Genomic DNA, 25,646 nt, shown 5'->3' on the forward strand with positions numbered 1-25,646 from the left:
TAAAGTGTCATAATGCGTGACATCATTGTTACACCGCATGATTAATTCGGTTAGGGAAAACCTCTATGTTTGCTGATATTGCTGTTCAACATTGGGCTTTTGCCATTTACGTCATTGCAGCTATTTGCCTCTGCCTGGGGATGATCGGCCTTGCTGCCGTGCTGGGTGGCCGTGCTCATGGCCGCACCAAAAACAAACCCTTCGAATCGGGCGTTGACTCGGTCGGCAGTGCCCGGCTGCGTTTCTCTGCCAAGTTCTATCTGGTCGCCATGTTCTTCGTCATCTTCGATGTCGAGGCACTCTACCTGTTCGCCTGGTCCGTTTCCGTTCGCGAAAGCGGCTGGGTCGGTTTCATTGAAGCCACCATTTTCATCGGTCTGCTGTTGATCGGTCTGGTCTACCTCTGGCGCATCGGTGCGCTGGAGTGGTCGCCGCGCAAACCGCAGCTGAACAACAAAAACAGTGACTGAATCACAGACCCTTTCCTTGAGGTTGCACCATGAAGTACACCCTTACCCGGATAGACCCGGACGCACCGGTTGAACGCTATCCCCAGGAGCAGAGCCAAACCGTCGATGACCCTCTGATGCAGCAAGCCGAGCGCGGCATCCTGATGGGACGGGTCGAGGAGGTGTTGCAAAATGCCGTCAACTGGGGTCGCAAGAACTCCCTGTGGCCTTACAACTTCGGTATCTCCTGCTGCTACGTGGAGATGTGTACCGCCTTCACCTCACCCCACGATGTGGCCCGCTTCGGGGCCGAAGTTATCCGAGCCTCTCCCCGTCAGGCCGATTTCATGGTGATCGCAGGTACACCCTTCATCAAGATGGCGCCCGTCATCCAGCGTCTCTATGAGCAGTTGCTCGAGCCTAAATGGGTGATTTCGATGGGTGCCTGTGCCAACTCGGGCGGTATGTATGACATCTACTCGGTGGTTCAGGGCGTCGACAAGTTCCTGCCGGTCGATGTTTACATTCCGGGTTGCCCACCCCGTCCCGAAGCCTTTTTGCAAGCCCTGATGCTGCTGCAAGACTCTATCGGCAAAGAGCGTCGCCCCCTATCCTGGGTGGTTGGCGATCAGGGGATCTACCGTCCCGAGATGCCGGCCGAGAAGGACCGCAAGCGTGGCGAGCGGATCGATGTGACCAACCTGCGCACGCCGGATGAGATCTGACCATGAAACTGACTCGCGATTTTCCCAGCAATTATGCAATGGCCCAGTGGCAACCCACCGATCACAAGGATGCCAAGGTCATTGGCGAACTGTTCGCCCATTTCGGGGCACAGCATTTCACCGTGCAGACTACCCGTACCGGCGTGCCTGTCGTCTGGCTTGCCCGGGAGCTGCTGCTCGATGTAATGAACTTTCTGCGCAAGGTGCCCTCCCCGTTCGTGATGCTCTTCGATCTGAGTGCGACTGACGAACGGCTGCGCACCCACCGTGAAGGTCTGCCGCAAAGTGACTTCACCGTTTTCTATCACCTCATCTCCATCGACCGTAACGCCGATGTGATGCTGAAGGTGCCGCTTGCCGAAAGCGATCTGCACCTGCCGACCGTCACCGGCCACTTCCCCAATGCCAACTGGTATGAACGGGAAGTATGGGATCTGCTGGGTATCACCTTTGATGGTCACCCCCACCTGACCCGTATCATGATGCCCAAGAGCTGGCAGGGACACCCGCTGCGCAAGGATTACCCTGCACGCGCCACCGAATTTGATCCCTTCATGCTCGATGCTGCCAAGCAGGACATGGAGCAGGAAAACCTGCTGTTCAAACCGGAGGAGTGGGGTCTGGCCCGTGGTAACGAGAACGAGGACTACATGTTCCTCAACCTCGGCCCCAACCACCCCTCGGCTCACGGCGCCTTCCGGCTGGTACTGCAACTCGATGGAGAGGAGATCCGCAACTGCGTGCCCGATATCGGCTACCACCATCGCGGTGCCGAGAAGATGGGCGAGCGCCAGTCCTGGCACAGCTACATTCCCTATACCGACCGGGTCGAGTATCTGGGCGGAGTGATGAACAACCTTCCCTACGTGCTGGCGGTCGAGAAGCTGGCCGGCATCAAGGTGCCCCAGCGGGTCGACATGATCCGAGTGATGATGGCGGAGCTGTTCCGCATCCAGAGCCATCTGTTGTTCCTCGGTACCTATATTCAGGACGTGGGGGCCATGACCCCGGTCTTCTTCACCTTTACCGACCGCCAGAAGATCTACACCATCATCGAGGCGATCACCGGCGCCCGCATGCATCCGGCCTGGTTCCGTATCGGTGGTGTTGCCCACGACCTGCCCAACGGATGGCAACGTCTGATCCAAGACAACCTGCTGAGCTGGCTGCCCAAGCGGCTGATGGATTACGAGAAAGCCGCGATGCGCAACAGCATTCTGCGTGGTCGTACTATCGGGGTCTCCGCCTACACCACCGAACAGGCTCTGGCTTGGGGCACTACGGGTGCAGGCTTGCGCGCCACCGGCCTCAACTTCGACGTGCGCAAGTGGCGTCCCTACTCCGGTTACGATCAATTCGACTTCGAAGTGCCGGTCGGCAGCAACGGCGATGCCTATGATCGCGCCACCGTTCGCATCGAGGAGATCCGCCAAAGCCTCTCCATCATTGAGCAGTGCATGAAGAACATGCCGGAGGGCCCGTTCAAGGCGGATCACCCGCTGACCACTCCGCCGCCCAAAGAGCGCACGCTGCAGCACATCGAGACCCTGATCAACCACTTCCTGCAAGTGTCTTGGGGCCCGGTCATGCCGGCAGCCGAGTCGTTCCAGATGATTGAGGCGACCAAGGGGGTCAACAGTTACTACCTGACCAGCGATGGCTCAACCATGAGCTACCGGACCCGGATCCGCACCCCGAGCTTTGCTCACCTGCAACAGATCCCCTCGGTGATCAAAGGGAGCATGGTGTCGGATCTCATCGTCTATCTGGGCAGTATCGATTTCGTTATGTCGGATGTGGACCGTTAACTCATCACGGGTTGCTCGCCAAGGCGAGTGACCCGCAATGACGAGACAACAGGACTCGCAGTAAAAGGACAAGCCACAAAAGGTCAAGTCATGAGCCAGCAATGTCAGTGTCACAATAATCAGACCCCGCAGGGGCAAGGGGCTTGCAGCAGCAAACAGGACGACTTTGTCCTGAGTCAGGCTGAACGCGATGCCATCGAACATGAGAAACACCATTACGAAGATCCCCGTGCTGCCAGCATCGAAGCGCTCAAGATAGTGCAGCAGGCCCGTGGCTGGGTGCCTGACGGCGCCATTTCAGCGATTGCCACCGAGCTTGGCATTCCCGCCAGCGACGTGGAGGGGGTTGCCACCTTCTATAGCCAGATCTTCCGTCAACCAGTTGGTCGCCATGTCATCCGCGTTTGCGACAGCATGGTCTGCTACATCAACGGTCACGAAGAGCTGCTGGCTGGCCTCAAGGAGGTGATGAACCTCGCTCCCGGCCAGACCACAGCCGATGGCCGCTTCACTCTGCTGCCGGTCTGCTGCCTTGGCAACTGCGACAAGGGGCCGGCCATCATGATCGATGACGACACCTATGGCGGGCTCGACCCCGTCACCTTGCTGAAAACCCTGGAGGCTTACCCATGAGCCTGCAACAGAGCAAGATCCTCACCTCCTTTGGCACCGCCAACCGCACCCCGCGTGCGGCCGAGACCCATCCGCTCACCTGGCGGCTGCGTGACGACGGCCAGCCGGTATGGCTGGAGGAGTATCAGGCCAAGCAGGGTTATGAAGCGGTGCGCAAAGCGCTCGGCCAGATGAGTCCGGACGAGATTGTCAGCACCGTCAAGGATGCCGGTCTCAAGGGGCGTGGCGGCGCGGGCTTCCCCACTGGCGTGAAGTGGGGGCTGATGCCCAAAGACGAGAGCATGAATATCCGCTACCTGCTCTGTAACGCCGACGAAATGGAGCCTAACACCTGGAAAGACCGGCTGCTGATGGAGCAACTGCCCCACCTGCTGATCGAAGGGATGATCATCTCGGCCCGGGCGCTGAAAGCCTATCGCGGTTATATCTTCCTGCGCGGCGAGTATGTAGATGCCGCCATCAACCTGCGCCGTGCGGTAGAAGAGGCAAAAGCCGCCGGTTTGCTGGGCAAAAACATTCTGGGCTCGGGTTTTGATTTCGAGCTGTTTGTTCACACTGGCGCCGGTCGCTACATCTGTGGCGAAGAGACGGCACTGATCAACTCGCTGGAAGGGCGCCGCGCCAACCCGCGCGCCAAACCCCCCTTCCCCGCCGTTTCCGGTGTCTGGGGCAAGCCCACCTGCGTCAACAACGTCGAGACCCTCTGCAACGTGCCCGCCATCATCGGCAACGGGGTAGCCTGGTATCACGGGCTGGCGCTGCCGGGCTCTGAAGACCACGGTACCAAGCTGATGGGCTTCTCCGGCAAGGTAAACAACCCCGGGGTGTGGGAGCTGCCATTTGGCATCACCGCCCGCGAACTGTTTGAAAACTATGCCGGCGGCATGAAGAGCGGCTATCGCCTGAAAGCCTGGCAACCGGGCGGCGCGGGTACCGGCTTTTTGCTGCCTGAGCACCTCGATGCCCAGATGTACACCGCTGGTATCGGCAAGGTAGGCACCCGGATGGGGACCGGCCTCGCCATGGCGGTGGATGACTCCATCAGCATGGTCTCCCTGCTGCGCAACATGGAGGAGTTCTTCGCCCGCGAGTCATGTGGCTGGTGTACTCCCTGTCGCGATGGCCTGCCCTGGAGCGTCAAGCTGCTGCGCGCGCTGGAGCGTGGTGAGGGACAATCAGGCGATCTGGCTACGCTCGAGCAGCTCTGCAATTTCCTGGGCCCGGGTAAAACCTTCTGCGCCCATGCTCCGGGCGCCGTCGAACCGCTTGCCAGCGCGATCAAGTATTTTCGCTCCGAATTCGAAGCGGGGATCAAGGGCAGCGGCGATAACCGCAAGCCGGTCAAAGGGATCCAGCCCAATCTCTTGGGTGAACGCTGGTAAACGCCAAGCGCATCAGACAATAGCCGAATTCACAAAACAGGTTTCAGGGAAGTTGTATGGCGACCATTCATGTAGACGGTAAAGAGTACGAGGTAGACGGGGCAGATAACCTGCTGCAAGCCTGTCTGTCCCTCGGTCTGGACGTCCCCTATTTTTGCTGGCACCCGGCGCTTGGTAGCGTGGGAGCCTGCCGCCAGTGCGCGGTGAAACAGTATCAAAATGCCGATGACAAGCGTGGCCGTCTGGTGATGTCCTGCATGACACCGGCCACCGATGGCACCTATATCGCCATCGAAGATGAAGAGGCCAAGGAGTTTCGCAAGAGCGTGGTGGAGTGGCTGATGACCAACCACCCCCACGACTGTCCGGTGTGTGAAGAGGGTGGAGCCTGCCACCTGCAGGATATGACGGTGATGACCGGCCACAACAGCCGTCGCTACCGCTTCACCAAACGCACCCACCAGAATCAGGATCTCGGCCCCTTCATCAGCCACGAGATGAACCGCTGCATCGCCTGCTACCGCTGCGTCCGATACTACAAGGATTATGCCGGTGGCGAGGATCTTGGCGTCTACGGTGCCCACGACAATGTCTATTTCGGTCGAGTCGAGGATGGCACGCTGGAGAGCGAATTCTCCGGCAACCTGGTGGAAGTCTGCCCTACCGGGGTTTTCACCGATAAGACTCACTCCGAGCGCTACAACCGCAAATGGGACATGCAGTTTGCCCCGAGCGTCTGCCAGCAGTGTTCCGTGGGCTGCAACATCAGCCCGGGCGAACGTTATGGCGAACTGCGCCGTATCGAAAACCGCTTCCACGGCAGCCTCAACCACTACTTCCTCTGCGATCGCGGCCGCTTTGGCTATGGCTATGTCAACCTGGCCGACCGCCCGCGCCAACCGCTGCTGCGTGAAGGTAACGACAAGCTGGCCATCACGGTCGATGGTGCCCTCAACCGCGCCGCCGATGCCTTGCGCACCGCCAGTGGAGTGATCGGTATCGGTTCGCCTCGCGCGTCACTGGAGAGCAACTTCGCTCTGCGCGAACTGGTGGGTGAAGAGAACTTCTATTGCGGCATGGAGCAGGCCGAGTGGGAATGCCAGCAGAAGATCCTGCAGATTTTGCAGCATGGCGGCGTATCAACACCAAGCCTGCGCGACATGGAAGAGGCCGACGCCATTCTGGTACTCGGCGAAGATGTCACCATGAGTGCGGCTCGAATTGCGCTGGCCCTGCGTCAAGCCGTCAAGGGCAAGGCCCGCGAGCTGGCCCGCAAAATGAAGGTCGACCTGTGGCAGGTTGCCGCGGTGCAGACTCTGGGCCAGAACGAGCGCTATCCGCTGCTCATCACCAGTCTCGACAACAGCCGTCTCGATGACGTAGCGGCCGACAAACTGCACGCACCCTACGCCGATCAGGCGCGCCTTGGCTTTGCCATCGCCAACCTGCTCGACAATGCGGCGCCAGCTATCGCCGACCTCTCTGCCGAACAGCAGGCTCAGGCTGCACGCTGGGCCGAGCTGCTGGGCAACGCCAAAAAGCCGCTCATCATCGCCGGCTCCAGCGCACGCAGCGTGGCGCTGGTTGAAGCAGCCAGCAATATTGCTCGTGCCCTGAAAGGGCGTGGTCTGGAAGCCAGCATCGCGCTGGTTGCCCAGGAGGCCAACTCGCTCGGTCTTGCCATGCTGGGTGGCAAGCCGCTTGAGGCTGCTTTCGAGCGCATCGAAGCGCAAGAGAAGCTGGCGCTGGTGACGCTGGAGAACGACCTTTATCGCCGTGCTCCGCGTAACCGTGTGGATGCTGCATTGGCGAGACTGCAGCACCTGCTGGTCATCGATCATCAGGATACCCGGACTGCACAAAAGGCAGATCTGATCCTACCGGCCGCCAGCTTTGCCGAAGCCGATGGCACCCTGGTGAACATGGAAGGTCGCGCCCAGCGCTTCTTCCAGGTTTATGCTCCGGCCTTCTACAACACCGATATTCAGGTGCGTGAAGGGTGGCGCTGGCTGGCGGCGCTGCAAGGCGCTCTTGAGCACACATCTCTGCGCTGGCAGAACTTCGACCAGATCAACCATGACTGCGCCACCAGCAATCCGCTGCTGGCCACCATGCTGGAAGCTGCCCCCAACGCAGGCTTGCGGATCCGCGGCATGCGTCTGGCTCGTGAACCGCACCGCTACAGTGGCCGCACCTCCATGCTGGCCAACCAGAACGTCAGCGAGCCACGGGTGGCTCAGGATCCGGATTCCCCCTTCAACTTCTCCATGGAAGGGTATGCCGGGGCCCGTCAACCGCTGCCGCAAGTACCGTTCGCCTGGGCACCGGGCTGGAACTCTCCTTCCGCCTGGAACAAGTTCCAGGATGAGGTGGGTGGCAAACTGCGTGCCGGAGATCCGGGTCGCCGTCTGCTGGAAGCAAGCGAAGATACCCTTGGCTGGTTTACTACCATCCCCTCCCCCTTCAAGGCAGAGGATGCGCTGCAAGTGGTCAACTATGTCCAGTTGTTTGGTGGTGAGGAGCTCTCCGCCCGCAGCCCGGTCATCCAGACCCGGATGAACGAGCCCGAGCTGGTGCTGAACCCGGTCGATGCGCAGCGTCTGGCCCTGCATGCCGGCAATCAGGTCTCCTTCTCCTGGGGTGGCAGCCACTGGCAACTGCGTCTGCGTCTGAGCGAGCAGCTGGCAGCCGGTCTGGTAGGTCTGCCCCTTGGCGTCAACGGCCTGCCAACTGCGCTGCAACAGGCATATATCAATAACCTGCAGGAGGTCATCGCATGAGCGATTCGCTGATTGATCTGTTGCTGGAGGTCGGCAAGGCACTGCTCGTGCTGGTGGGGATCGTGGGGGCTGGCGCCTTCATGAGCTTCATCGAACGCCGCCTGCTGGCGCTGTGGCAGGATCGCTACGGCCCCAACCGGGTTGGCCCGTTCGGCCTGCTGCAACTGGCGGCCGACATGGTCAAGATGTTCTTCAAGGAGGACTGGATCCCGCCATTCGCCGATCGGCGGATCTTCATCCTGGCTCCCATCATCGCCTTCACCGCCTTTATTCTGGCGTTTGCGGTGGTGCCGATCAGCCCCACCTGGGGCGTGGCGGATCTCAACGTGGGTCTGCTTTACATTCTGGCCATCGCGGGGCTGGCGGTCTATGCGGTGCTGTTCGCTGGCTGGTCGAGCAACAACAAATACTCCCTGCTGGGTAGTCTGCGCGCCTCGGCCCAGACCCTCTCCTACGAGGTGTTCCTCGGCCTCTCCCTGATGGGAGTGGTGATCCAGACCGGCAGCTTCAACCTGCGCGACATCGTCGAGGCTCAGGCTGGTCTGTGGAACGTGGTCCCGCAGATCCTTGGCTTTGTCACCTTCCTGTTTGCCGGTGTGGCCGTCACCCACCGCCACCCGTTTGACCAGCCGGAAGCCGAGCAGGAGCTCGCCGATGGCTATCACATCGAGTATGCGGGGATGAAATGGGGTCTCTTCTTCGTGGGCGAATATATCGGCATCGTGCTGATCTCCTCGCTCATCGTGACCCTCTTCTTTGGTGGCTGGCATGGTCCCTGGTTGCCCCCCTTCATCTGGTTTGCTCTGAAGACCGCCTGCTTCATGGTGTTCTTCATCCTGCTGCGGGCCTCCCTGCCTCGCCCGCGCTTTGACCAGGTGATGGCGTTTGGCTGGAAAGTCTGCTTGCCGCTGACCCTGCTCAATATGCTGGTCACCGCGGCAGTAGTGCTGATGAATGTGCAGTGAGGCACGAGATGAAAATTTTTAGCATTATCCAGGGTGTTGGCACCCAGTTACGCAGTCTGGCCATGGTCTTCTCCCATGCCTGGCGGCCTCGTGAAACCCTGAACTACCCGGAAGAGGCGGTCTATGTGCCGCCCCGCTACCGCGGCCGTATCGTGCTGACTCGCGATCCGGACGGTGACGAGCGCTGCGTGGCCTGCAACCTCTGCGCGGTCGCATGCCCGGTCGGCTGCATCTCGCTGCAAAAATCCGAGCGGGAAGATGGTCGCTGGTACCCGGAATTCTTTCGCATCAACTTCTCCCGCTGCATTTTCTGCGGCTTGTGCGAAGAGGCTTGCCCCACCACCGCTATCCAGCTGACGCCGGATTTCGAAATGGGCGAGTATCGCCGCCAGGATCTGGTGTACGAGAAGGAAGATCTGCTGATCAGCGGGCCAGGCAAATACCCGGACTACAACTTCTATCGCATGAGCGGGATGGCCATCGACGGCAAACCGAAAGGGGAAGCCGAAAACGAAGCCAAACCCATCGATGTCAAGAGCCTGCTGCCCTGAGGAGTCAATCATGGAACTGGCATTTTATGCCTCGGCCCTGGTGGCCATTTACAGCACGCTGCGGGTGATCAGCACCAGCAATCCCATGCATGCGCTGCTTAATCTCATCATCTCCCTCATCGCCGTGGCCATGATCTTCTTCTGCCTGGGTGCCGCCTTTGCCGGCGCCCTGCAGGTGATCGTCTACGCGGGTGCCATCATGGTGCTGTTCGTGTTTGTGGTGATGATGCTGAACCTGGGTTCAGCACAGGCGCAGGAGAAAAACTGGCTCACCCCCATGACCTGGGTGGGGCCAGCCCTGCTCTCGCTGATCCTGCTGGGCTTCCTGGCCCACGGCATCCTCGGGGTGACCGGCGGCCTGCTCGGGGTGACCGATGTTACCGCCAAACAGGTGGGTGTCGAACTCTTTGGTCCCTATGTGCTGGCAGTGGAGCTTGCCTCCATCCTGCTGCTGGCGGGTCTGGTGACCGCCTACCATCTGGGCCGGGAAGACAAGAGCGGCGAAGTGCTCTCCGTCCCCCGCAATCAATCACGTCCGTCACATGAAGGAGGTCAGCAATGAATGGAATCCCCATGGAGCACGGCCTCCTGCTGGCCGCGGTGCTCTTCTGCATCGGGTTATGCGGCCTGCTGATCCGCCGCAACCTGCTCTACATCCTGATGAGCATCGAAATCATGATGAATGCGTCGGCACTGGCATTTGTGGTGGCGGGTAGCCGCTGGGCTCAGGCCGATGGCCAGATCATGTACATACTGGTGATTTCTCTGGCAGCAGCGGAGGCCAGTATCGGCCTTGCCCTGTTACTGCTGCTCTATCGTCGTTACCACACCCTTAACGTGGATACTGTGAGCGAGATGCACGGATGAGCCTCTTATATCTGACTTTTCTATTTCCGCTGCTGGGGTGGCTGGTATTGGCCTTCTCCCTCGGCCGTCTGGGGGAGCGCACCTCGGCGCTGATCGGGGTAGGTTCCATTGGTCTCTCGGCGCTTACCACACTCTGGGTCGGCATGGACTTTCTGGCCAACCCGCCCGAGGGTGGCGTCTATATCCAGCACCTGTGGCAGTGGATGGCGGTAGGCCACTTCACCCCCACCTTCAGCCTGGCGCTGGATGGCCTGTCACTGACCATGCTGGGCGTAGTGACCGGGGTGGGCTTCTTCATCCACCTGTTCGCATCCTGGTACATGCGCGGTGAAGAGGGCTACTCCCGCTTCTTCACCTACACCAACCTCTTTATCGCCAGCATGCTGTTTCTGGTACTGGCCGATGACCTGCTGTTTGTCTACCTCGGCTGGGAAGGGGTGGGGCTGTGCAGCTACCTGCTGATCGGCTTCTACTACAAGGATCGCAACAATGGCACGGCGGCCCTCAAGGCCTTCATCGTGACCCGTGTTGGTGACGTGTTCCTCGCCATCGGCCTGTTTATCCTTTATCGCGAACTGGGCACTCTCAATATTCACGAGCTGCTGGTTCGTGCGCCGACCATGTTTGCCGAAGGCTCCCCAGCCCTGTCACTCGCCTGCCTGATGCTGCTGGGCGGTGCGGTCGGTAAATCGGCCCAGCTGCCGCTGCAAACCTGGCTGGCAGATGCGATGGCAGGCCCGACGCCGGTCTCCGCGCTGATCCACGCTGCCACCATGGTGACCGCCGGTGTCTACCTGATTGCCCGCACCCATGGTCTGTTCCTGCTTGCGCCGGAGATCCTCCATCTGGTCGGGCTGGTTGGCGCCATCACGTTAGTGCTGGCCGGTTTTGCCGCGCTGGTACAGACCGACATCAAGCGGATCCTTGCCTACTCCACCATGAGCCAGATTGGCTACATGTTCCTGGCACTCGGTGTCGGCGCATGGGAAGGGGCCATCTTCCACCTGATGACCCACGCCTTTTTCAAGGCGCTGCTGTTCCTCTCCGCCGGTGCCGTTATCGTCGCGACACACCACGAGCAGAACATCTTCAAGATGGGTGGCCTGCGCAAGAGTCTGCCGCTGGTCTATGCCTGCTTCCTGGTGGGTGGTTCGGCGCTGGCCGCGCTGCCGCTGGTCACCTCCGGTTTCTACAGTAAGGACGCCATCCTGTGGCAAGTAGAAGCCTCTGGCCAAAGCGCTCTGCTGTGGGCCGGTCTGGTGGGGGCGTTCCTGACCTCCCTCTACACCTTCCGACTGATCTTTATCGCCTTCCATGGCAAAGAGCAGACCAAAGCTCACGCTGGTCACGGCCTGGCTCACCATCTGCCGCTGCTGGTACTGCTGGTGCTCTCCACCGGCATCGGGGCACTGATCACCCCGCCACTGGCAGGTGTGCTGCCCGCAGGCCCGGGCGATCATATCGAAGAGGGTCGCCATGCGCTGGAGATAACCTCCGGCATCATTGCCATTGCAGGGATCGCGCTGGCCGCATTTCTGTTCCTTGGTGAGCGCCGTCTGGCCACATCCATTGCCAACAGCGCGCCCGGCCGTCTGCTCAGCGCCCTCTGGTTCAACGCCTGGGGCTTTGACTGGCTCTACGACCAGCTGTGGGTCAAGCCCTATCTGCTGGCTACCCGTCTGGTCGGACAGGATCCGCTGGACTGGATGATGGGCCTGCCCGCCTGGTTCGCCCTGCGTGGCAACCAGCTGCTAGCCTGGACAGTCACCGGCAAGCTGCGCTGGTATGCCGCGTCCATGGGGATCGGTGCCGCACTGGTGCTGGCACTGCTGCTACTGGGGTAAACGCGATGAACAACACGAAAATCGTACAGCCGGGCTGTTTGCCGACCTTGATGGAACAGGGCGTGCAATCTCATATGAACTTGAACGAGAGCTGATACCGTGACCTTACTCTGGATCTTGTTAATTCCTTTCATCGGCGGCTTGCTCTGCTGGCAGATGGAGCGTCTCGGCGGGCAGTTTGTCCGCTGGGTTGCCCTCCTCTCCATGAGCGCCAGCCTGCTGCTCTCCTGTGCCATCTGGCTAAGTGGTGATTTCTCTCTTGCCACCACCGGCCTCGATAGCGCGGGCGTCACTGGTGCCGCTTCCCCATGGGCTGCCGAATGGCGTCTGCCCTGGATCCCCCGCTTCGGCATCTCCCTGCATCTGGCAGTGGATGGTTTGTCACTGCTGATGGTCATCCTCACCTGCTTTATCGGGGTACTGGCCATCCTCTGTTCGTGGAAAGAGATCGTGCAACGCATCGGCTTCTTCCATCTGAACCTGCTCTGGATCCTGGGTGGCGTGCTCGGCGTCTTTATGGCGCTGGATCTGTTCCTCTTCTTCTTCTTCTGGGAGATGATGCTGGTTCCCATGTACTTCCTGATTGCGCTCTGGGGCCATTCGGTCACTGACGGCAAATCACGGATCAACGCGGCGACCAAGTTCTTCATCTACACCCAGGTGAGCGGCCTGATCATGCTGGTGGCTATCATCGGGCTGGTGCTGACCCACCAGCATGCTACCGGTGTCTTCACCTTCAACTATCTGGATCTGCTCAATACCCCGATGAGCAAGGGTGTACAGTGGCTGCTGATGCTGGGCTTCTTCATCGCCTTCGCGGTCAAGATGCCGCTGGTGCCGCTGCACGGCTGGTTGCCGGATGCCCATAGTCAGGCGCCGACCGCAGGCTCGGTGGACCTGGCCGGTATTTTGCTGAAAACCGCGGCCTATGGTCTGCTGCGCTTTGCCCTGCCGCTGTTCCCGGAAGCCTCCGCCGAATTTGCTCCCTACGCCATGGTGCTGGGTCTTGTCGGCATCGTGTATGGCGCCATCGTGGCCTTTGCCCAGACCGACATCAAACGGCTGGTGGCCTACACCAGCATCTCCCACATGGGTTTTGTGATGATCGCTATCTATTCGGGTAGCGAAGTGGCCCTGCAGGGTGCCGTTGTGCAGATGATCGCCCACGGTCTCTCCGCCGCCGGCCTCTTCATCCTCTGCGGTCAGCTCTACGAGCGCCTGCACACCCGCGATCTGCGCCAGATGGGTGGTCTGTGGGGACGCCTGCGCTATCTGCCGGGTGTGATGCTCTTCTTCTCGGTCGCCTCTCTGGGCATGCCGGGCACCGGCAACTTCGTCGGCGAGTTCCTGATCCTGATCGGCAGCTTCCAGGTCGCCCCGGTGATCACTGCGGTCGCTACCTTCGGTCTGGTGCTGGCCTCGGTCTACTCCCTCATCATGCTGCAGCGCGCCTGCTTTGGCCCGGCCAAAGACGAGAGCATCCTGAAAGGACTGGATCGCCGCGAACTGACCATGATGATGGTAATTGCGGGCCTGCTGGTTCTGCTTGGCCTCTATCCCCAACCCGTGATTGATACCGCCAGCAGCAGCCTTATCAACGTGCTGCACTGGTATCTGCTGCCAACTGCTGGAGCTCTGCAATGACTTTCTCCGCTTCCCAACTGCTGGCACTGCTTCCCCTGCTGCTGACCACCGGGGCCATGGCCGCCCTGATGCTGGCCATCGCGTGGCGCCGCTGTGTCACTACCGCCTTTACCGTCACCATCATTGGTCTCAACCTGGCGCTCTTCTCCCTGCCCATCGTGATGGCGCAAGGAGATCAGGGGGTCACCCCGCTGCTGCAAGTCGATGGCTATGCCGTCTTCTACATGGGATTGGTGCTGATTGGTGCGCTGGCAACCTGTACCTTCGGCCAGTCGTGGCTGAAAGCCTACCCGGATAACCGGGAAGAGTTCTTCCTGCTGCTGCTGATCGCCACGGCCGGTGGTCTGGTGCTGGCCTGCTCCCGCCACCTCGCCTCCCTCTTTATCGGGATCGAGATGCTGACCCTGCCGATGTTCGGTCTGGTCGGGTACGCCTACCGCGAGCGCCACTCGCTGGAAGCCGCGGTGAAGTACATGGTGCTCTCTGCCGCCGCCACCGCCTTCCTGCTGTTTGGTATGGCGCTGCTCTATGCCCAGGCTGGCAGCCTGAGCTTTGATGCCCTCGGGGTAACCATGGCCCAGAGCCCTGCTCACCATCCGCTACTGATGGGTGGCCTCGGTCTGATGCTGGTCGGTTTTGCCTTCAAGCTCTCCCTGGCCCCCTTCCACCTCTGGACGCCGGATGTCTATGAAGGTGCACCGGCACCGGTCGCCACCTTCCTCGCCACCGTCAGCAAAGTCGCCGTGTTTGCCGTACTGCTGCGCTTCTATCTGGCCGTACCGGCTGCTGCCGATCCCATGATCCACTGGTTGCTGGCCGCCATGGCGTTCATCTCCATCCTTATCGGCAACCTGCTGGCACTGGTGCAAAGCAACATCAAGCGGATGCTGGGCTACTCCTCCATCTCCCACTTTGGCTATCTGCTGGCGGTGATCGTGGCGAGCCGTATCGGCCAGATGCCGGTGGAAGCGGCCGGGGTCTACCTGCTGATGTATCTGTTCACCAGCCTGGGCGCCTTTGGCGTCGTCAGCATGATGTCGAGCCCCTATCGCGGCAAGGATGCGGACTCTCTGCACAGCTATCGCGGCCTGTTCTGGAAGCGTCCCTACCTGACCGCCGTACTGACCGTGATGATGCTCTCTCTGGCCGGTATCCCGATGACCCTCGGCTTCATCGGCAAGTTCTACCTCATCGGTGTGACTGTCGAGGCCCAGCTCTGGTGGCTCTCCGCCGCCATCATCCTGGGCAGTGCGCTGGGTCTCTACTACTACCTCCGAGTGATGGTGACCCTCTATCTGCGCGAGCCGGGCATGCAGCAACGCGATGCCAGCGCCAACTGGGCGCTCTCCTCCGGTGGCGTGGTTGTGCTGCTCTCGGCCGCGCTGGTGGTATTGCTCGGCCTCTACCCACAACCGGTCATCTCGCTGGTACAGGGTTTCCAGAACGTCGTACTGCAGTAACTCAAACTGCGGCTCAATCAAAACCGGCTCCTGTGGCCGGTTTTTTATTGCCACCTAACCGAATACATCCTGCCACGACTCAAATTTGTCAGTCTTTAGAAAGGCTTATACCGACACATTAAATATTGATGGGTATTCACCCAGCCCCCTTGCTGATATATTGATGACTGGCAGGAATGGAGTTCCGAGCGATGATGCAGCCTACTTTTCATCAATTTGATGTGCATCCACTGACCGACACACTGCTTCCCTACCGAGGGGGACGACTCGATGTGTTGCTGGCCGAGCGGGATGCCGCACGTGTTGCCGAACTGCAGCAGCAGTGCCAACGCCTCGATATTCAGCTTTGCGGGGCCATCTTTCCAAGCCTGGTCAGCCAGCATGGTTTCCACGAACAGGGGGCTTGGCTATTACCCCGCCCGCCATCTCACAACCCTCTGCTGCTCCCACTCTCCTATACCGCCAGCGCCGATGAGCTGGCCGCCATAATCTGCGAGCAGCTGACCCCTCGGCTCTCAGAATGGCCAGCTCCACAGAAAGTCCCCACCCTATTCCTTACTTTCGACGCCATGATCCCCAATATTGCCTCCATTCTCGAAGGGCTCTATCTGCGGCTGGCGGACAGGGTCAACTATGCCGGCGTCAATGCTGGCAGCGGCCAGTTCACGGCAATGCCCTGCCTTTTCGACAACCAGACATTGCTGGAACACGGAGTCAGTTGCGCACTGCTTCCCTACCAAAGTTACTCACTGCTCGAGCACGGCTACCAACTCACAGCCCAACCCATGCTTGCCACCAGCAGCGAGGGCAACAAGATCTCCTTTATCGACTGGGAACCTGCCTTCAGCCGTTATCAGTCTCTGATCCGGCAGCAATTCCAGCAGAGCCTCACGCCGGAGCTGTTCTACAAGTACGGCGTCCACCTGCCGCTCGGGTTACTCAGAGCAAATGGCGACGTGATCGTTCGCATCCCGGTCGCCGTCACCGAAGAGGGTGCCCTGCTCTGCGTAGGAGAGGTGCCTGACCACAGTATCCTCACGCTGCTCAAGGCGCCGCAAAGTCCGACCGCCCATGCCATCGAGCTGGCCGGGAAACTCAGCCAACATGGTGTGCCTGAACGCATCGAGCTCTACTACTGCGCCGGGCGTCAACAGCACTTCGGTGAGCAGAGTGCGCTTGAGCTGGAGACCCTCTTCACCCACAGCGGAGCCCACGAGCTGGTCGGCGCCCTCTCACTTGGTGAAATAGGCAGCCTGCGACCGGGGGACTATCCGCTGTTTCACAACGGCGCCATTCTCTGCAATGGGGAGGGGTCTCGGTGAACAACGATCACGCCATGGCCATTGTCTGCGACCTTTCTCTCTGTATCGGGCGTGAGGTCACCCTTGATGCCTTGCTGACCAAGGTGCTGCAACGCTTCCTGTTTCACTGTGCCTGTCCGGTCGGGGTGGTACTACAGCAGTTGCCGAAAGGGGAGCAGAGGATCGTCAAGGCTATCGGGGACGAACAGTTGCTCCAGCATCACGGGCAGTCCGTGAGCCTCCCTTCCTGGGTCATCGACGGCGATCAATGCATCCTGCGTGCCCCGATCCCTCTGCCCGGCTCTCGCACCTATCCATTTGCTTATCGCCTCAAAGTCGAGGGGGGATATCTGATGCTGCTGCTCTCCCCCAATCCGGAGCATCAGGGTGAACAGATCTGCCAACTGTTCAGCCCGATCCTTGGCAACCTGGCCCGCGCCATCCAGTTGTGCCGTGACAGCGAGCAGCTGGCGCTGCGCCAGCAGGCAGAACTGGTCGATATGCAGCGCTTCAACGAATCCCTATTAAGGGCCATCCCCATCCCGGTGTTCTGCAAGGATGTCGAGGGGCGTTTCATCAGCTGCAACCCGACCTTCACCCAGATCACCGGGATCAGCAAGGCTGAGCTGCTGGGCAAACGAGTGGATGAAATACTGCCGCCCGAGCTGGCCGAGGAGTATATACAGCGCGATCTGGAGGTGTTGCGCAGCAGGCAACCGCAATATTTCGAGCACCTTCTGCTGGATCGCAATGGCAGGCGCTATCAGGTGCTCAACTTCAAGGATCTCTTCTATGACCATCAGGGTGAGGTGGCCGGCATCATAGGGGCGCTGGTAGATATCACCCGCATCAAGGAGAGTGAACAACAACAGCGAACCCTGTTGTTTCAAACCATAGCGGCGCTCTCTTCTGCCATTGCCCACAAGGATCCCAGCACCGCAGGCCATGAGCGGCGCGTGCACGATCTGGCACTGGCCATCGGCCAGCATCTGCAACTTTCTCAGGATCGGCTGGATGGACTTGGCCTAGCGGCCCTGGTGCACAACATCGGCCTGCTGCAGATCCCGGCGGAGATCCTCACCCGCCCCCGTGAACTGAGGCCCGTTGAGTTCGAACTTATCAAGCAGCATCCGCAGGCCGGTTGCGAGATCCTGCAACAGATAGACTTCCCCTGGCCCATCACCACCATAGTGCTGCAGCACCATGAAAACATGGATGGCAGCGGCTACCCGCAGGGACTGCAGGGTGACGACATCTGTCTGGAGGCTCGGATCATTCGGGTGGCAGATTCTCTCGCTGCCATGACGGCCCACCGACCTTTCCGGCGGGCTATGTCGCTCACCGAGGCCTTCGCCGAGCTGACGCGCTATGCCGGCGTTCGCTATGACGAGCAGGTAGTCAGCGCCTGCTTTACCGTGTGGCAAGCGGGCGACCGCTTTACCAACTGAACCAAACAGCCCCATATGACACCAAATAAAATCACTCGCCCAACCTCACCACAGGCAATCAACCTGCCACCTGATGCCTTCCTGCTCAGTCAGGTGATGGACCAACTGCCTTATCGTGTCCTGCTCAAAGACACCAGTTCCGTCTTCATCGCCTGCAACAGGTTGGTAGCCGATGATCTTGCCCTCCCTCCGGAACAGATCATCGGCAAATGCGATACCGACTTTTTCCCGGCCGAGCTGGCTAAGCGCTATCAGGATGACGATCTCAGGGTCATGGCCAGCGGCACGCCCCAACATCACGAAGAGCCCTATCTCAGAGGTGGCGAGGCTCGCTGGCTCAGCACCACCAAGTTTCCCTTGCGCGACAAGCTAGGCGAAGTGGTCGGTGTCGGCGTCTTCTTTGACGACATAACAGAAGCGAAGCAACAGCAGGAGCGGTTACAACAATACACCTGGACACTGGAGGCCATCGGTCGCGCCCACCATGCGATGCTGGAGCAGGACGATGAGAAGAAACTGCTGCAGGAGATCTGCGACGCCATCACCTTTGATGGCCGCTTCCCCCTCGTTACCGTATTGCAGGAGGTAGCTGGCCAGAGCGTACTACAGGTGCTGGCACAGGCGGGCAATGCGGTCTGGTTCTCCAACGATGAGTGGCTCACCCGGGATCGGACTCTGCACCACGCCATCCGCGAGGGATCCGTGTGCAACGAGGCGCTGGCCAGCGAGTTTGTTCACCATACCGCGACCCTGCGCGCCCGCCTGCTGCTGCCGCTGCAGTGGCACGACAGCTTGCGGGGCGGCCTGCTCATTCACAGCGAGCAGGCTCGCGCCTTTACCGATGAGGAGATGCATCTCTTCAGCCGGCTGGCTGACTACCTTGCCTACGGTCTGCAGGCCCGTAGCACCCAGGAGGCCTATCTCGCCGCCCAACGCGACAAGGTGTTGCATGCACGTCAGCTGGAGCTGGCACTGGAAGATGCCCTCGGAGCCATTGCCGCCGTGCTGGAGCAGCGCGATCCCTACACCGCCGGCCACCAGAAGCATGTCGCGACCCTGGCGCTGGCCATCGGTCGCGAGCTGCAGCTCGATGAGAAGCGGCTTAGAGGGCTGTATCTGGGAGCCATGGTGCACGATATCGGCAAGATCCAGGTACCGGTCGACATCCTCACCAAACCGGGCAGGCTGACACCTCAGGAGTTCAATCTGGTCAAGGAACACCCGATCGCCGGCTATCAGGTGCTCAAGGATGTCGCTCTGCCCTGGCCCATAGCCCAGATGATCCACCAGCACCACGAGTATCTCGACGGCTCCGGTTATCCATCAGGGTTAAAGGGCGAGCAGATCCTGCTGGAGGCGCGCATTCTCACGGTGGCCGACATAGTGGAATCCATGTCCTCCGATCGTCCCTACCGCGCAGCCCTTGGCATTCCTCAGGCCAGAGCCCACATCATCGAGCTACGCGGCACCAAGCTGGATGAAGCAGTAGTGGACGCCTGCCTGCGCATTCTCGACCGTGGGGACTTTACCCCCCATGAGCTGGGCCACGGTCAAACCTGAGGTCGTACATGCCATAAAAAAACCGGCCAATTGGCCGGTTTCTGTTGTTACGCGCTAGCGTCGTCTCTATTAACCCAGACGAACCCGGGCGTTGCGGAACATCCGCATCCAGGCACCGTCCTCACCCCAGTTGTCAGGGTGCCAGGAGTTGGCCACGGTGCGGAACACCCGCTCCGGGTGCGGCATCATGATGGTGGCGCGACCGTCGGTGGTAGTCACTGCGGTGATGCCGTCCGGCGAGCCGTTCGGGTTGGCCGGGTACTGCTCGGTCACGCTGCCGCGGTTATCGACAAAGCGCAGCCCCACCAGCCCGCTGGTTTGCAGTGCGTTCAGGTGAGCGGCATCGCGCACCTCGACGCGCCCTTCCCCGTGGGAGACGGCAATCGGCATCACGGAGCCTGCCATGCCGGCGAAGAAGGCCGACGGTGACTCCTGTACCTGCACCAGACTGAAGCGAGCCTCGAAGCGTTCGGAGCGGTTGCGCACAAAGCGCGGCCACAGCTCGGCGCCCGGGATGAGATCCCGCAGGTTGGACATCATCTGACAACCGTTACACACGCCCAGCGACAAAGTATCGCCACGCTCGAAGAAGCGCTGGAACTGCTCGCGAGCGTTGTCGTTGAACAGGATGGACTTGGCCCAGCCTTCGCCCGCCCCCAGCACGTCGCCGTAGGAGAAGCCGCCGCAGGCCACCAGGCTCTGGAACTCCTCCAGCTTGATGCGACCAGAGAGGATGTCGCTCATATGGACATCCACTGCCGCAAAGCCGGCGCGGTCAAACGCCGCCGCCATCTCCACGTGGGAGTTGACACCCTGCTCGCGCAGCACCGCCAGACGGGGGGAGACCCCACGGGCAATGTAAGGTGCAGCCACATCTTCGGCCGGGTTGAAGCTGAGCTTGGCCTGCAGGCCCGGATCGGTGGCGTCCTGACGAGCAGCATGCTCCTGATCCGCGCACTCGGGGTTATCGCGCAGGCGCTGCATCTGCCAGCTGGTCTCGCCCCAGATGGTGCGAAGGGCAGTGCGGCTGGCGCGATAGACCTCCTGACCGGCGCGTTGCAGGGTGATGAGATCCCCCTCGCGCACTGTGCCGAGCACGTGAGAGCAAGCCGCCAGACCGTGGCCGGCCAGCAGGGTCATCACCGCCTCTTTATCTTCGCGGCGCACCTGAATGACGGCGCCCAGCTCTTCGTTGAACAGGGCCGGCAGCAGCTCGCCACCGATGCGATCGAGCTGGATGTCGAGGCCGCAGTGACCGGCAAACGCCATCTCGGTCAGGGTGACGAACAGGCCACCGTCGGAGCGGTCGTGATAGGCGACGAGTTTGCGATCGGCTACCAGTGCCTGAATGGCGTTGAAAAAGCCTTTGAGCTGGACTGGGTTGTCGAGATCCGGCGCCTTGTCACCCAGCTGGCGATAGACCTGTGCCAGTGCGGAGGCACCGAGGCGCTGCTTGCCATTGCCAAGGTCGATGAGGATAAGGTCTGTCTCACCGAGATCGGTACGCAGCTGCGGAGTAACCGTGTTGCGCACATCCTCGACCCGGGCAAACGCCGAGATGAGCAGGGAGAGCGGCGAAGTGACGCTTTGCTCCTTGCCATCCTGCTGCCAGCGGGTCTTCATGGACATGGAGTCCTTACCCACCGGAATGGTGATGCCAAGGGCCGGGCAGAGCTCCTCGCCCACCGCTTTGACCGCCTCATAGAGGCCGGCATCTTCACCCGGGTGACCGGCGGCGGCCATCCAGTTGGCGGAGAGCTTGACCCGCTTGAGGGACCCGATGTGAGCCGGTGCCAGGTTGGTGAGCGCTTCCGCCACCGCCATGCGGGCAGAAGCCGCGTGGGAGAGCAGCGCCACCGGGGTGCGCTCGCCCATCGACATGGCTTCGCCGTGGTAGCTGTCGTAGGTAGCAGCGGTGACGGCACAATCGGCCACTGGGATCTGCCAGGGACCAACCATCTGGTCGCGGTTGACCAGGCCGGTCACGCTGCGATCGCCGATAGTGATGAGGAAGGACTTCTCTGCCACCGTGGGCAGACGCAGCACCCGCTCGGCCGCCTCGCCCAGGGTGATGCCATCGAGTTGGAGCGCTTTGCCTTGTGCAGGCAGGGTCACCACATCGCGATGCATCTTGGGGGTCTTGCCCAGCAGCACATCCAGCGGCAGATCGATGGGATGGTTGTCAAAATGCTGATCGGAGAGCGTCAGGTGCTTCTCTTCGGTGGCAGTACCGATAACGGCATAGGGTGCGCGCTCGCGCTCGCACAGCGCCTTGAACAGCGGCAGCTTCTCCCTGGCCACCGCCAGCACGTAACGTTCCTGGGATTCGTTGCACCAGATCTCCAGCGGGCTCATGCCTGGCTCGTCGTTCGGGATGGCACGCAGGTCGAAGCGACCGCCGCGATCGCCGTCGCTCACCAGCTCCGGCATGGCGTTGGAGAGGCCACCGGCGCCCACGTCGTGAATGAAGACGATGGGGTTGTCGTCCCCCAGCTGCCAGCAGCGGTCAATCACCTCCTGACAGCGGCGCTCCATCTCGGGGTTGTCACGCTGCACCGAGGCAAAATCGAGATCTTCGGCCGACTGGCCGGAAGCCATGGAGGAAGCCGCGCCGCCGCCCAGACCGATGTTCATCGCCGGGCCACCCAGTACGATGAGGGCTGCCCCCACCGGGATCTCCCCTTTCTGGACATGCTCGGAGCGGATATTGCCGATACCGCCCGCCAGCATGATGGGCTTGTGGTAGCCACGCACCTCGACGCCATTGTGGCTCGGCACCTCCTCTTCGAAGGTACGGAAGTAACCGAGAATGGCCGGACGGCCGAACTCGTTGTTGAAGGCGGCGCCGCCGAGCGGCCCCTCCTGCATGATGTCAAACGCGCTGACGATGCGGCTCGGCTTGCCGAAATCCTGCTCCCAGGGCTGCTCGAAGCCGGGGATGCGCAGGTTGGAGACGGAGAAACCGACCAGACCCGCCTTGGGCTTGGCACCGCGACCGGTGGCACCCTCGTCGCGGATCTCGCCGCCGGAGCCGGTGGCCGCCCCCGGGAACGGGGAGATGGCAGTCGGGTGGTTGTGGGTCTCTACCTTCATCAGGATGTCGACTTGCTCCTGATGATACTGGTACTCGCCGCTGGCCGGGCTCGGGAAGAAGCGGCCACCCTGGCTCCCTTCCATCACGGCGGCGTTGTCTTTATAGGCAGAAAGGACATGATCCGGCGTCTGCTCGAAGGTGTTCTTGATCATCTTGAACAGCGACTTAGGCTGCTGTTCGCCATCGATGGTCCAGTCGGCATTGAAGATCTTGTGACGGCAGTGCTCGGAGTTCGCCTGGGCGAACATGTAGAGCTCGATGTCGTTGGGGTTGCGACCCAGCCTGGTGAAGTTCTCCACCAGATAGTCGATTTCGTCGTCGGCCAGCGCCAGACCGAGCGCCACGTTGGCTTCGGCCAGGGCTGCGCGACCACCGCCCAGCACATCCACCTGGGTGAAGGGGCGCGGCTCGTGGTGAGCAAACAGGGCGCTCGCCGCTTCCATGTCGGCAAACACCGTCTCCATCATGCGATCGTGCAGCACGGCCGCCACATCGGCGCGCTGGGCGGCGCTCAGCTCACCCTTGGCCTGCACGTAATAGGCAATGCCGCGCTCCAGCCGCTTGACCTTGTTCAGGCCGCAGTTGTGGGCGATGTCGGTTGCTTTGGAAGACCAAGGGGAGATAGTGCCGGGGCGGGGGGTAACGAGAAACAGCTGACCGCTGGGGGTGTGTTCGGGGATAGTCGGGCCGTAGCGCAGAAGCTGGCCCAAGGTCGCTCGCTCGGGGGGCGACAGCGGGCTCGAAAGCTCGGCAAAGTGCACGTATTCGGCATAGACATCCTCTATCTCTACTCCTCTCTCCTGTTTCATCTGCGCAAATCGCTGCAGCAGTTTTTGGACACGAAACTCAGACAGTGCAGGGGCACCACGCAAGATATCCATATGACCTTTCTCACCAAGTTTTGAAGTGGGGGGAATTGAGACGCGCGTATTATAGGGAGCTGGCTCACAGCGAACAAACGTTTTTCTCGTTTTGTGTAGTGTGACTCGGCGCACACTCTCTGGTATAAAGGTGCTTCTTTTTTGACAAATGCCGATTTTTTCAACAAAGGTACTCACCTACTTGCGCTGCATTTTTCGACTATTTATCGGGCTGACGTTGCTGCTGACCCTAGTCGGTTGTGACTTCTACACCCCCTCCAGCCAGCTGGAGCAGATCCGCCAACGGGGCGAGATCCGGGTTGGCACCATCTACGGCCCCACCTCCTATTACCAGCGTGACGACACCGCCCAGGGGTTCGATTACGAGCTGGCGAAAAACTATGCCGACTGGCTGGGGGTCAAACTCACCATAGTGCCGGTTAACAGTTCGGATGAACTGGTAAACCTGCTCAAGAAAGGCAAACTCGATCTGGCTGCGGCCGCCATCATGGTCACCCCGGAGCGGCGCCAACTGTTTCGCTTCGGACCTGGCTTCTATCAGGTTTCCCCCAAACTGGTTTATCGCAACGGCAAGCCAAAGCCGGACTCTCTCGATGATATCAAGGGCAAGCTGGTGGTGGCGGCCGGTTCGACCGGTGAAGATCTGCTCAAGGAGCTCAGCAAAACCAATCCTGACCTCAACTGGAGCGTCAGCAACAGCGCCGATCTCGAAGATCTGCTGAGACAGGTGGTTGAAGGCAAGATTGACTACACAGTGGTGCAGGACACTGTGCTCGCCCGCAGTCAGCGCTACTACCCGGAGCTCACCGAGGGGCTGACCCTGGCCCAGAAGCAGACCGTCGCTTGGGCCATGAGCAAGCTGCCCGATGACAGCCTCTATGCCAGCGTCATCGACTTCTTCGGCCAGCGCTTCATGGATGGTGCCATTGCCAAACTCGACGAGAAGTACTTCGGCCACGTGCAGAACTTCGATTTCGTCGATACCCGCACCTTCCTGCAGCGGGCCAAGAGCCTGCTGCCCAAATACCAGTCGCTGTTCCAGAACCATGCCAAGAACATCGACTGGCGACTGCTGGCCGCCATCAGCTATCAGGAATCCCACTGGGATCCGCAGGCCCGCTCTTACACCGGTGTGCGCGGCATGATGATGCTGACCGAGCCCACCGCCAAGGCGATGGGGGTCAACGACCGGCTCCATCCGGAAGAGAGCATCAAGGGCGGAGCCCTCTATCTGCAGCAGATGATGGAGAAGGTGCCCGACTCGGTGCCTGATGACGAGAAGGTGTGGTTTGCCCTCACCGCCTACAACATAGGTTACGGCCACATGATGGATGCCCGTCGCCTCACCAAGGATCTGGGCAAGAACCCGGATGCCTGGGGCGACGTGAAAGAGGTGCTGCCGCTGCTGCAGCAGGCGCGCTGGCATCGCAAGGTGCGCTACGGCTATGCCCGTGGCGGCGAGGCACGCAACTACGTCAACAACGTGCGCCAGTATTACCAGAGCCTGCTCTGGCTCGACAATGAGAAACAACGAGCACAACAGCGCGAAAACATCGACAACGCCAGCGAACCTGAGCTGGCGGAGCGCCCCACCGTCATCGCCGAAGTGGTCAATCAGATCACCATGCGCTAACAAACCATTATTCGACTGTTTTCACGCAAACTTCTCTGTTACCATCGAATTACATCGGAGCCTATCCGAAATCGCATTGTTTTCATTATGTTGAGAGATTAAATAACAGCAATTTCGGATGGGCTCCATCAATGACCCAAGGCCCGGATGGCCACCTAAGTTGGGAGGAGACCAAGATGCAAAAACGTAGAAAAATCAGTCTGGTCAGAAAAGCAAAGTGCAGCTGGAGCCCCAGACGCAAACTCAAGCTTAATGACATCAAGCGCAACCTGTGGCGCAGAAATCGATCCTATACCCTGCTTATCGCAGAGCACACAGCATAAACCCGGCATTAGCCGGGTTTTTTATGCTCTGGATTTTTCAGGCTTGCTGGATGTCAGCACTAAATTGCACCGAGCGCTTGGAGACCAGCGAGTTGCAGTGATTGCAGAAGTAATCGACCGCACCGCACGCCTTGAGGCGCTCCAGCTCCTGATGGCAGGTGGGGCAGAGTGCGGTGACCCGCACAATGGCCTTGCAGTTACCGCAAGTTTGCTCCTTGCAGCGGGCATCCAGTTCACTCTGGCAGGATGGACAAAGCAGGGCTTCCATAATCAACTCCTCGAAAAGTGGATCTGCCAT

General features: G+C 60.4%; 19 protein-coding genes. 17 read left to right on the forward strand and 2 right to left on the reverse strand.

Translation table 11 applies throughout. From position 1 onward, the window contains the following. The first annotated feature begins 65 nt into the window (after positions 1-65). The 16 genes from AACR93_RS17315 to AACR93_RS17390 all read left to right on the forward strand — a co-directional run bounded on the left by AACR93_RS17315 (position 66) and on the right by AACR93_RS17390 (position 19,417). On the forward strand, positions 66-470 hold the full coding sequence (locus AACR93_RS17315; protein WP_033114528.1) for an NADH-quinone oxidoreductase subunit A: 405 nt from the start codon (positions 66-68) through the stop codon (positions 468-470). 29 nt (positions 471-499) lie between these two features. After that, positions 500-1,174: a NuoB/complex I 20 kDa subunit family protein gene (locus tag AACR93_RS17320; protein ID WP_033114527.1), complete on the forward strand. Its 675-nt coding sequence runs from the start codon at positions 500-502 to the stop codon at positions 1,172-1,174. Between the two features lie 2 nt (positions 1,175-1,176). Beyond that, entirely contained in the window at positions 1,177-2,982 is a 1,806-nt protein-coding gene (gene nuoC / locus AACR93_RS17325) for an NADH-quinone oxidoreductase subunit C/D (protein ID WP_043851480.1), read from the forward strand. Positions 2,983-3,072: 90 nt separating this feature from the next. Beyond that, the gene (gene nuoE / locus AACR93_RS17330) at positions 3,073-3,615 is read left to right on the forward strand and encodes an NADH-quinone oxidoreductase subunit NuoE (RefSeq protein WP_042033538.1); all 543 of its coding nucleotides are present in this window, start codon (positions 3,073-3,075) and stop codon (positions 3,613-3,615) included. Next, positions 3,612-4,997, forward strand: a complete 1,386-nt coding sequence (nuoF, locus tag AACR93_RS17335) for an NADH-quinone oxidoreductase subunit NuoF (RefSeq protein WP_042033539.1) — start codon at positions 3,612-3,614, stop codon at positions 4,995-4,997. Before nuoE ends, nuoF begins: the two co-directional genes overlap by 4 nt. Positions 4,998-5,053: 56 nt before the next feature. Then, on the forward strand, positions 5,054-7,777 hold the full coding sequence (gene nuoG / locus AACR93_RS17340; protein WP_043851481.1) for an NADH-quinone oxidoreductase subunit NuoG: 2,724 nt from the start codon (positions 5,054-5,056) through the stop codon (positions 7,775-7,777). Next, positions 7,774-8,742 carry an NADH-quinone oxidoreductase subunit NuoH gene (gene nuoH / locus AACR93_RS17345; RefSeq protein WP_033114522.1) on the forward strand — a complete coding sequence of 323 codons (969 nt, stop codon included), beginning with the start codon at positions 7,774-7,776 and terminating at the stop codon, positions 8,740-8,742. The genes nuoG and nuoH overlap by 4 nt, the downstream gene beginning before the upstream one ends. 8 nt (positions 8,743-8,750) lie before the next feature. Next, on the forward strand, positions 8,751-9,293 hold the full coding sequence (nuoI, locus tag AACR93_RS17350; RefSeq protein WP_033114521.1) for an NADH-quinone oxidoreductase subunit NuoI: 543 nt from the start codon (positions 8,751-8,753) through the stop codon (positions 9,291-9,293). A 10-nt stretch (positions 9,294-9,303) separates the two neighbouring features. Next, entirely contained in the window at positions 9,304-9,855 is a 552-nt protein-coding gene (nuoJ, locus tag AACR93_RS17355; RefSeq protein WP_033114520.1) for an NADH-quinone oxidoreductase subunit J, read from the forward strand. Further along, complete coding sequence (gene nuoK, locus AACR93_RS17360; RefSeq protein WP_033114519.1) at positions 9,852-10,160, forward strand: NADH-quinone oxidoreductase subunit NuoK; 309 nt, start codon at positions 9,852-9,854, stop codon at positions 10,158-10,160. Before nuoJ ends, nuoK begins: the two co-directional genes overlap by 4 nt. Further along, positions 10,157-12,004 carry an NADH-quinone oxidoreductase subunit L gene (gene nuoL, locus AACR93_RS17365; RefSeq protein ID WP_043851482.1) on the forward strand — a complete coding sequence of 616 codons (1,848 nt, stop codon included), beginning with the start codon at positions 10,157-10,159 and terminating at the stop codon, positions 12,002-12,004. Before nuoK ends, nuoL begins: the two co-directional genes overlap by 4 nt. 99 nt (positions 12,005-12,103) lie before the next feature. Next, positions 12,104-13,648: an NADH-quinone oxidoreductase subunit M gene (gene nuoM / locus AACR93_RS17370; RefSeq protein WP_041207432.1), complete on the forward strand. Its 1,545-nt coding sequence runs from the start codon at positions 12,104-12,106 to the stop codon at positions 13,646-13,648. Continuing rightward, positions 13,645-15,108 (forward strand): NADH-quinone oxidoreductase subunit NuoN, encoded by a 1,464-nt coding sequence (gene nuoN, locus AACR93_RS17375; RefSeq protein WP_041207431.1) that lies wholly within the window; start codon positions 13,645-13,647, stop codon positions 15,106-15,108. The genes nuoM and nuoN overlap by 4 nt, the downstream gene beginning before the upstream one ends. 191 nt (positions 15,109-15,299) lie before the next feature. Continuing rightward, the gene (locus tag AACR93_RS17380) at positions 15,300-16,430 is read left to right on the forward strand and encodes an FIST signal transduction protein (RefSeq protein ID WP_043851483.1); all 1,131 of its coding nucleotides are present in this window, start codon (positions 15,300-15,302) and stop codon (positions 16,428-16,430) included. Continuing rightward, positions 16,427-17,857 (forward strand): HD domain-containing phosphohydrolase, encoded by a 1,431-nt coding sequence (locus tag AACR93_RS17385; RefSeq protein ID WP_043851484.1) that lies wholly within the window; start codon positions 16,427-16,429, stop codon positions 17,855-17,857. Before AACR93_RS17380 ends, AACR93_RS17385 begins: the two co-directional genes overlap by 4 nt. 15 nt (positions 17,858-17,872) lie before the next feature. Further along, the gene (locus AACR93_RS17390; RefSeq protein WP_043851485.1) at positions 17,873-19,417 is read left to right on the forward strand and encodes an HD domain-containing phosphohydrolase; all 1,545 of its coding nucleotides are present in this window, start codon (positions 17,873-17,875) and stop codon (positions 19,415-19,417) included. 69 nt (positions 19,418-19,486) lie between these two features. Here the strand turns inward: AACR93_RS17390 and purL are convergent, their stop codons facing one another. Continuing rightward, entirely contained in the window at positions 19,487-23,392 is a 3,906-nt protein-coding gene (gene purL, locus AACR93_RS17395; RefSeq protein ID WP_043851486.1) for a phosphoribosylformylglycinamidine synthase, read from the reverse strand. Positions 23,393-23,540: 148 nt separating this feature from the next. Here purL and mltF point away from each other — a divergent pair, with 148 nt between their 5' ends. Beyond that, positions 23,541-25,025: a membrane-bound lytic murein transglycosylase MltF gene (mltF, locus tag AACR93_RS17400; protein WP_041207429.1), complete on the forward strand. Its 1,485-nt coding sequence runs from the start codon at positions 23,541-23,543 to the stop codon at positions 25,023-25,025. 360 nt (positions 25,026-25,385) lie between these two features. Here mltF and AACR93_RS17405 read toward each other — a convergent pair whose 3' ends face one another. Then, the gene (locus AACR93_RS17405) at positions 25,386-25,616 is read right to left on the reverse strand and encodes a zinc ribbon domain-containing protein (RefSeq protein WP_043851513.1); all 231 of its coding nucleotides are present in this window, start codon (positions 25,614-25,616) and stop codon (positions 25,386-25,388) included. Positions 25,617-25,646 lie beyond the last annotated feature (30 nt).

Source organism: Aeromonas sp. L_1B5_3 (assembly GCF_963866575.1).
Taxonomy (GTDB): domain Bacteria; phylum Pseudomonadota; class Gammaproteobacteria; order Enterobacterales; family Aeromonadaceae; genus Aeromonas; species Aeromonas jandaei.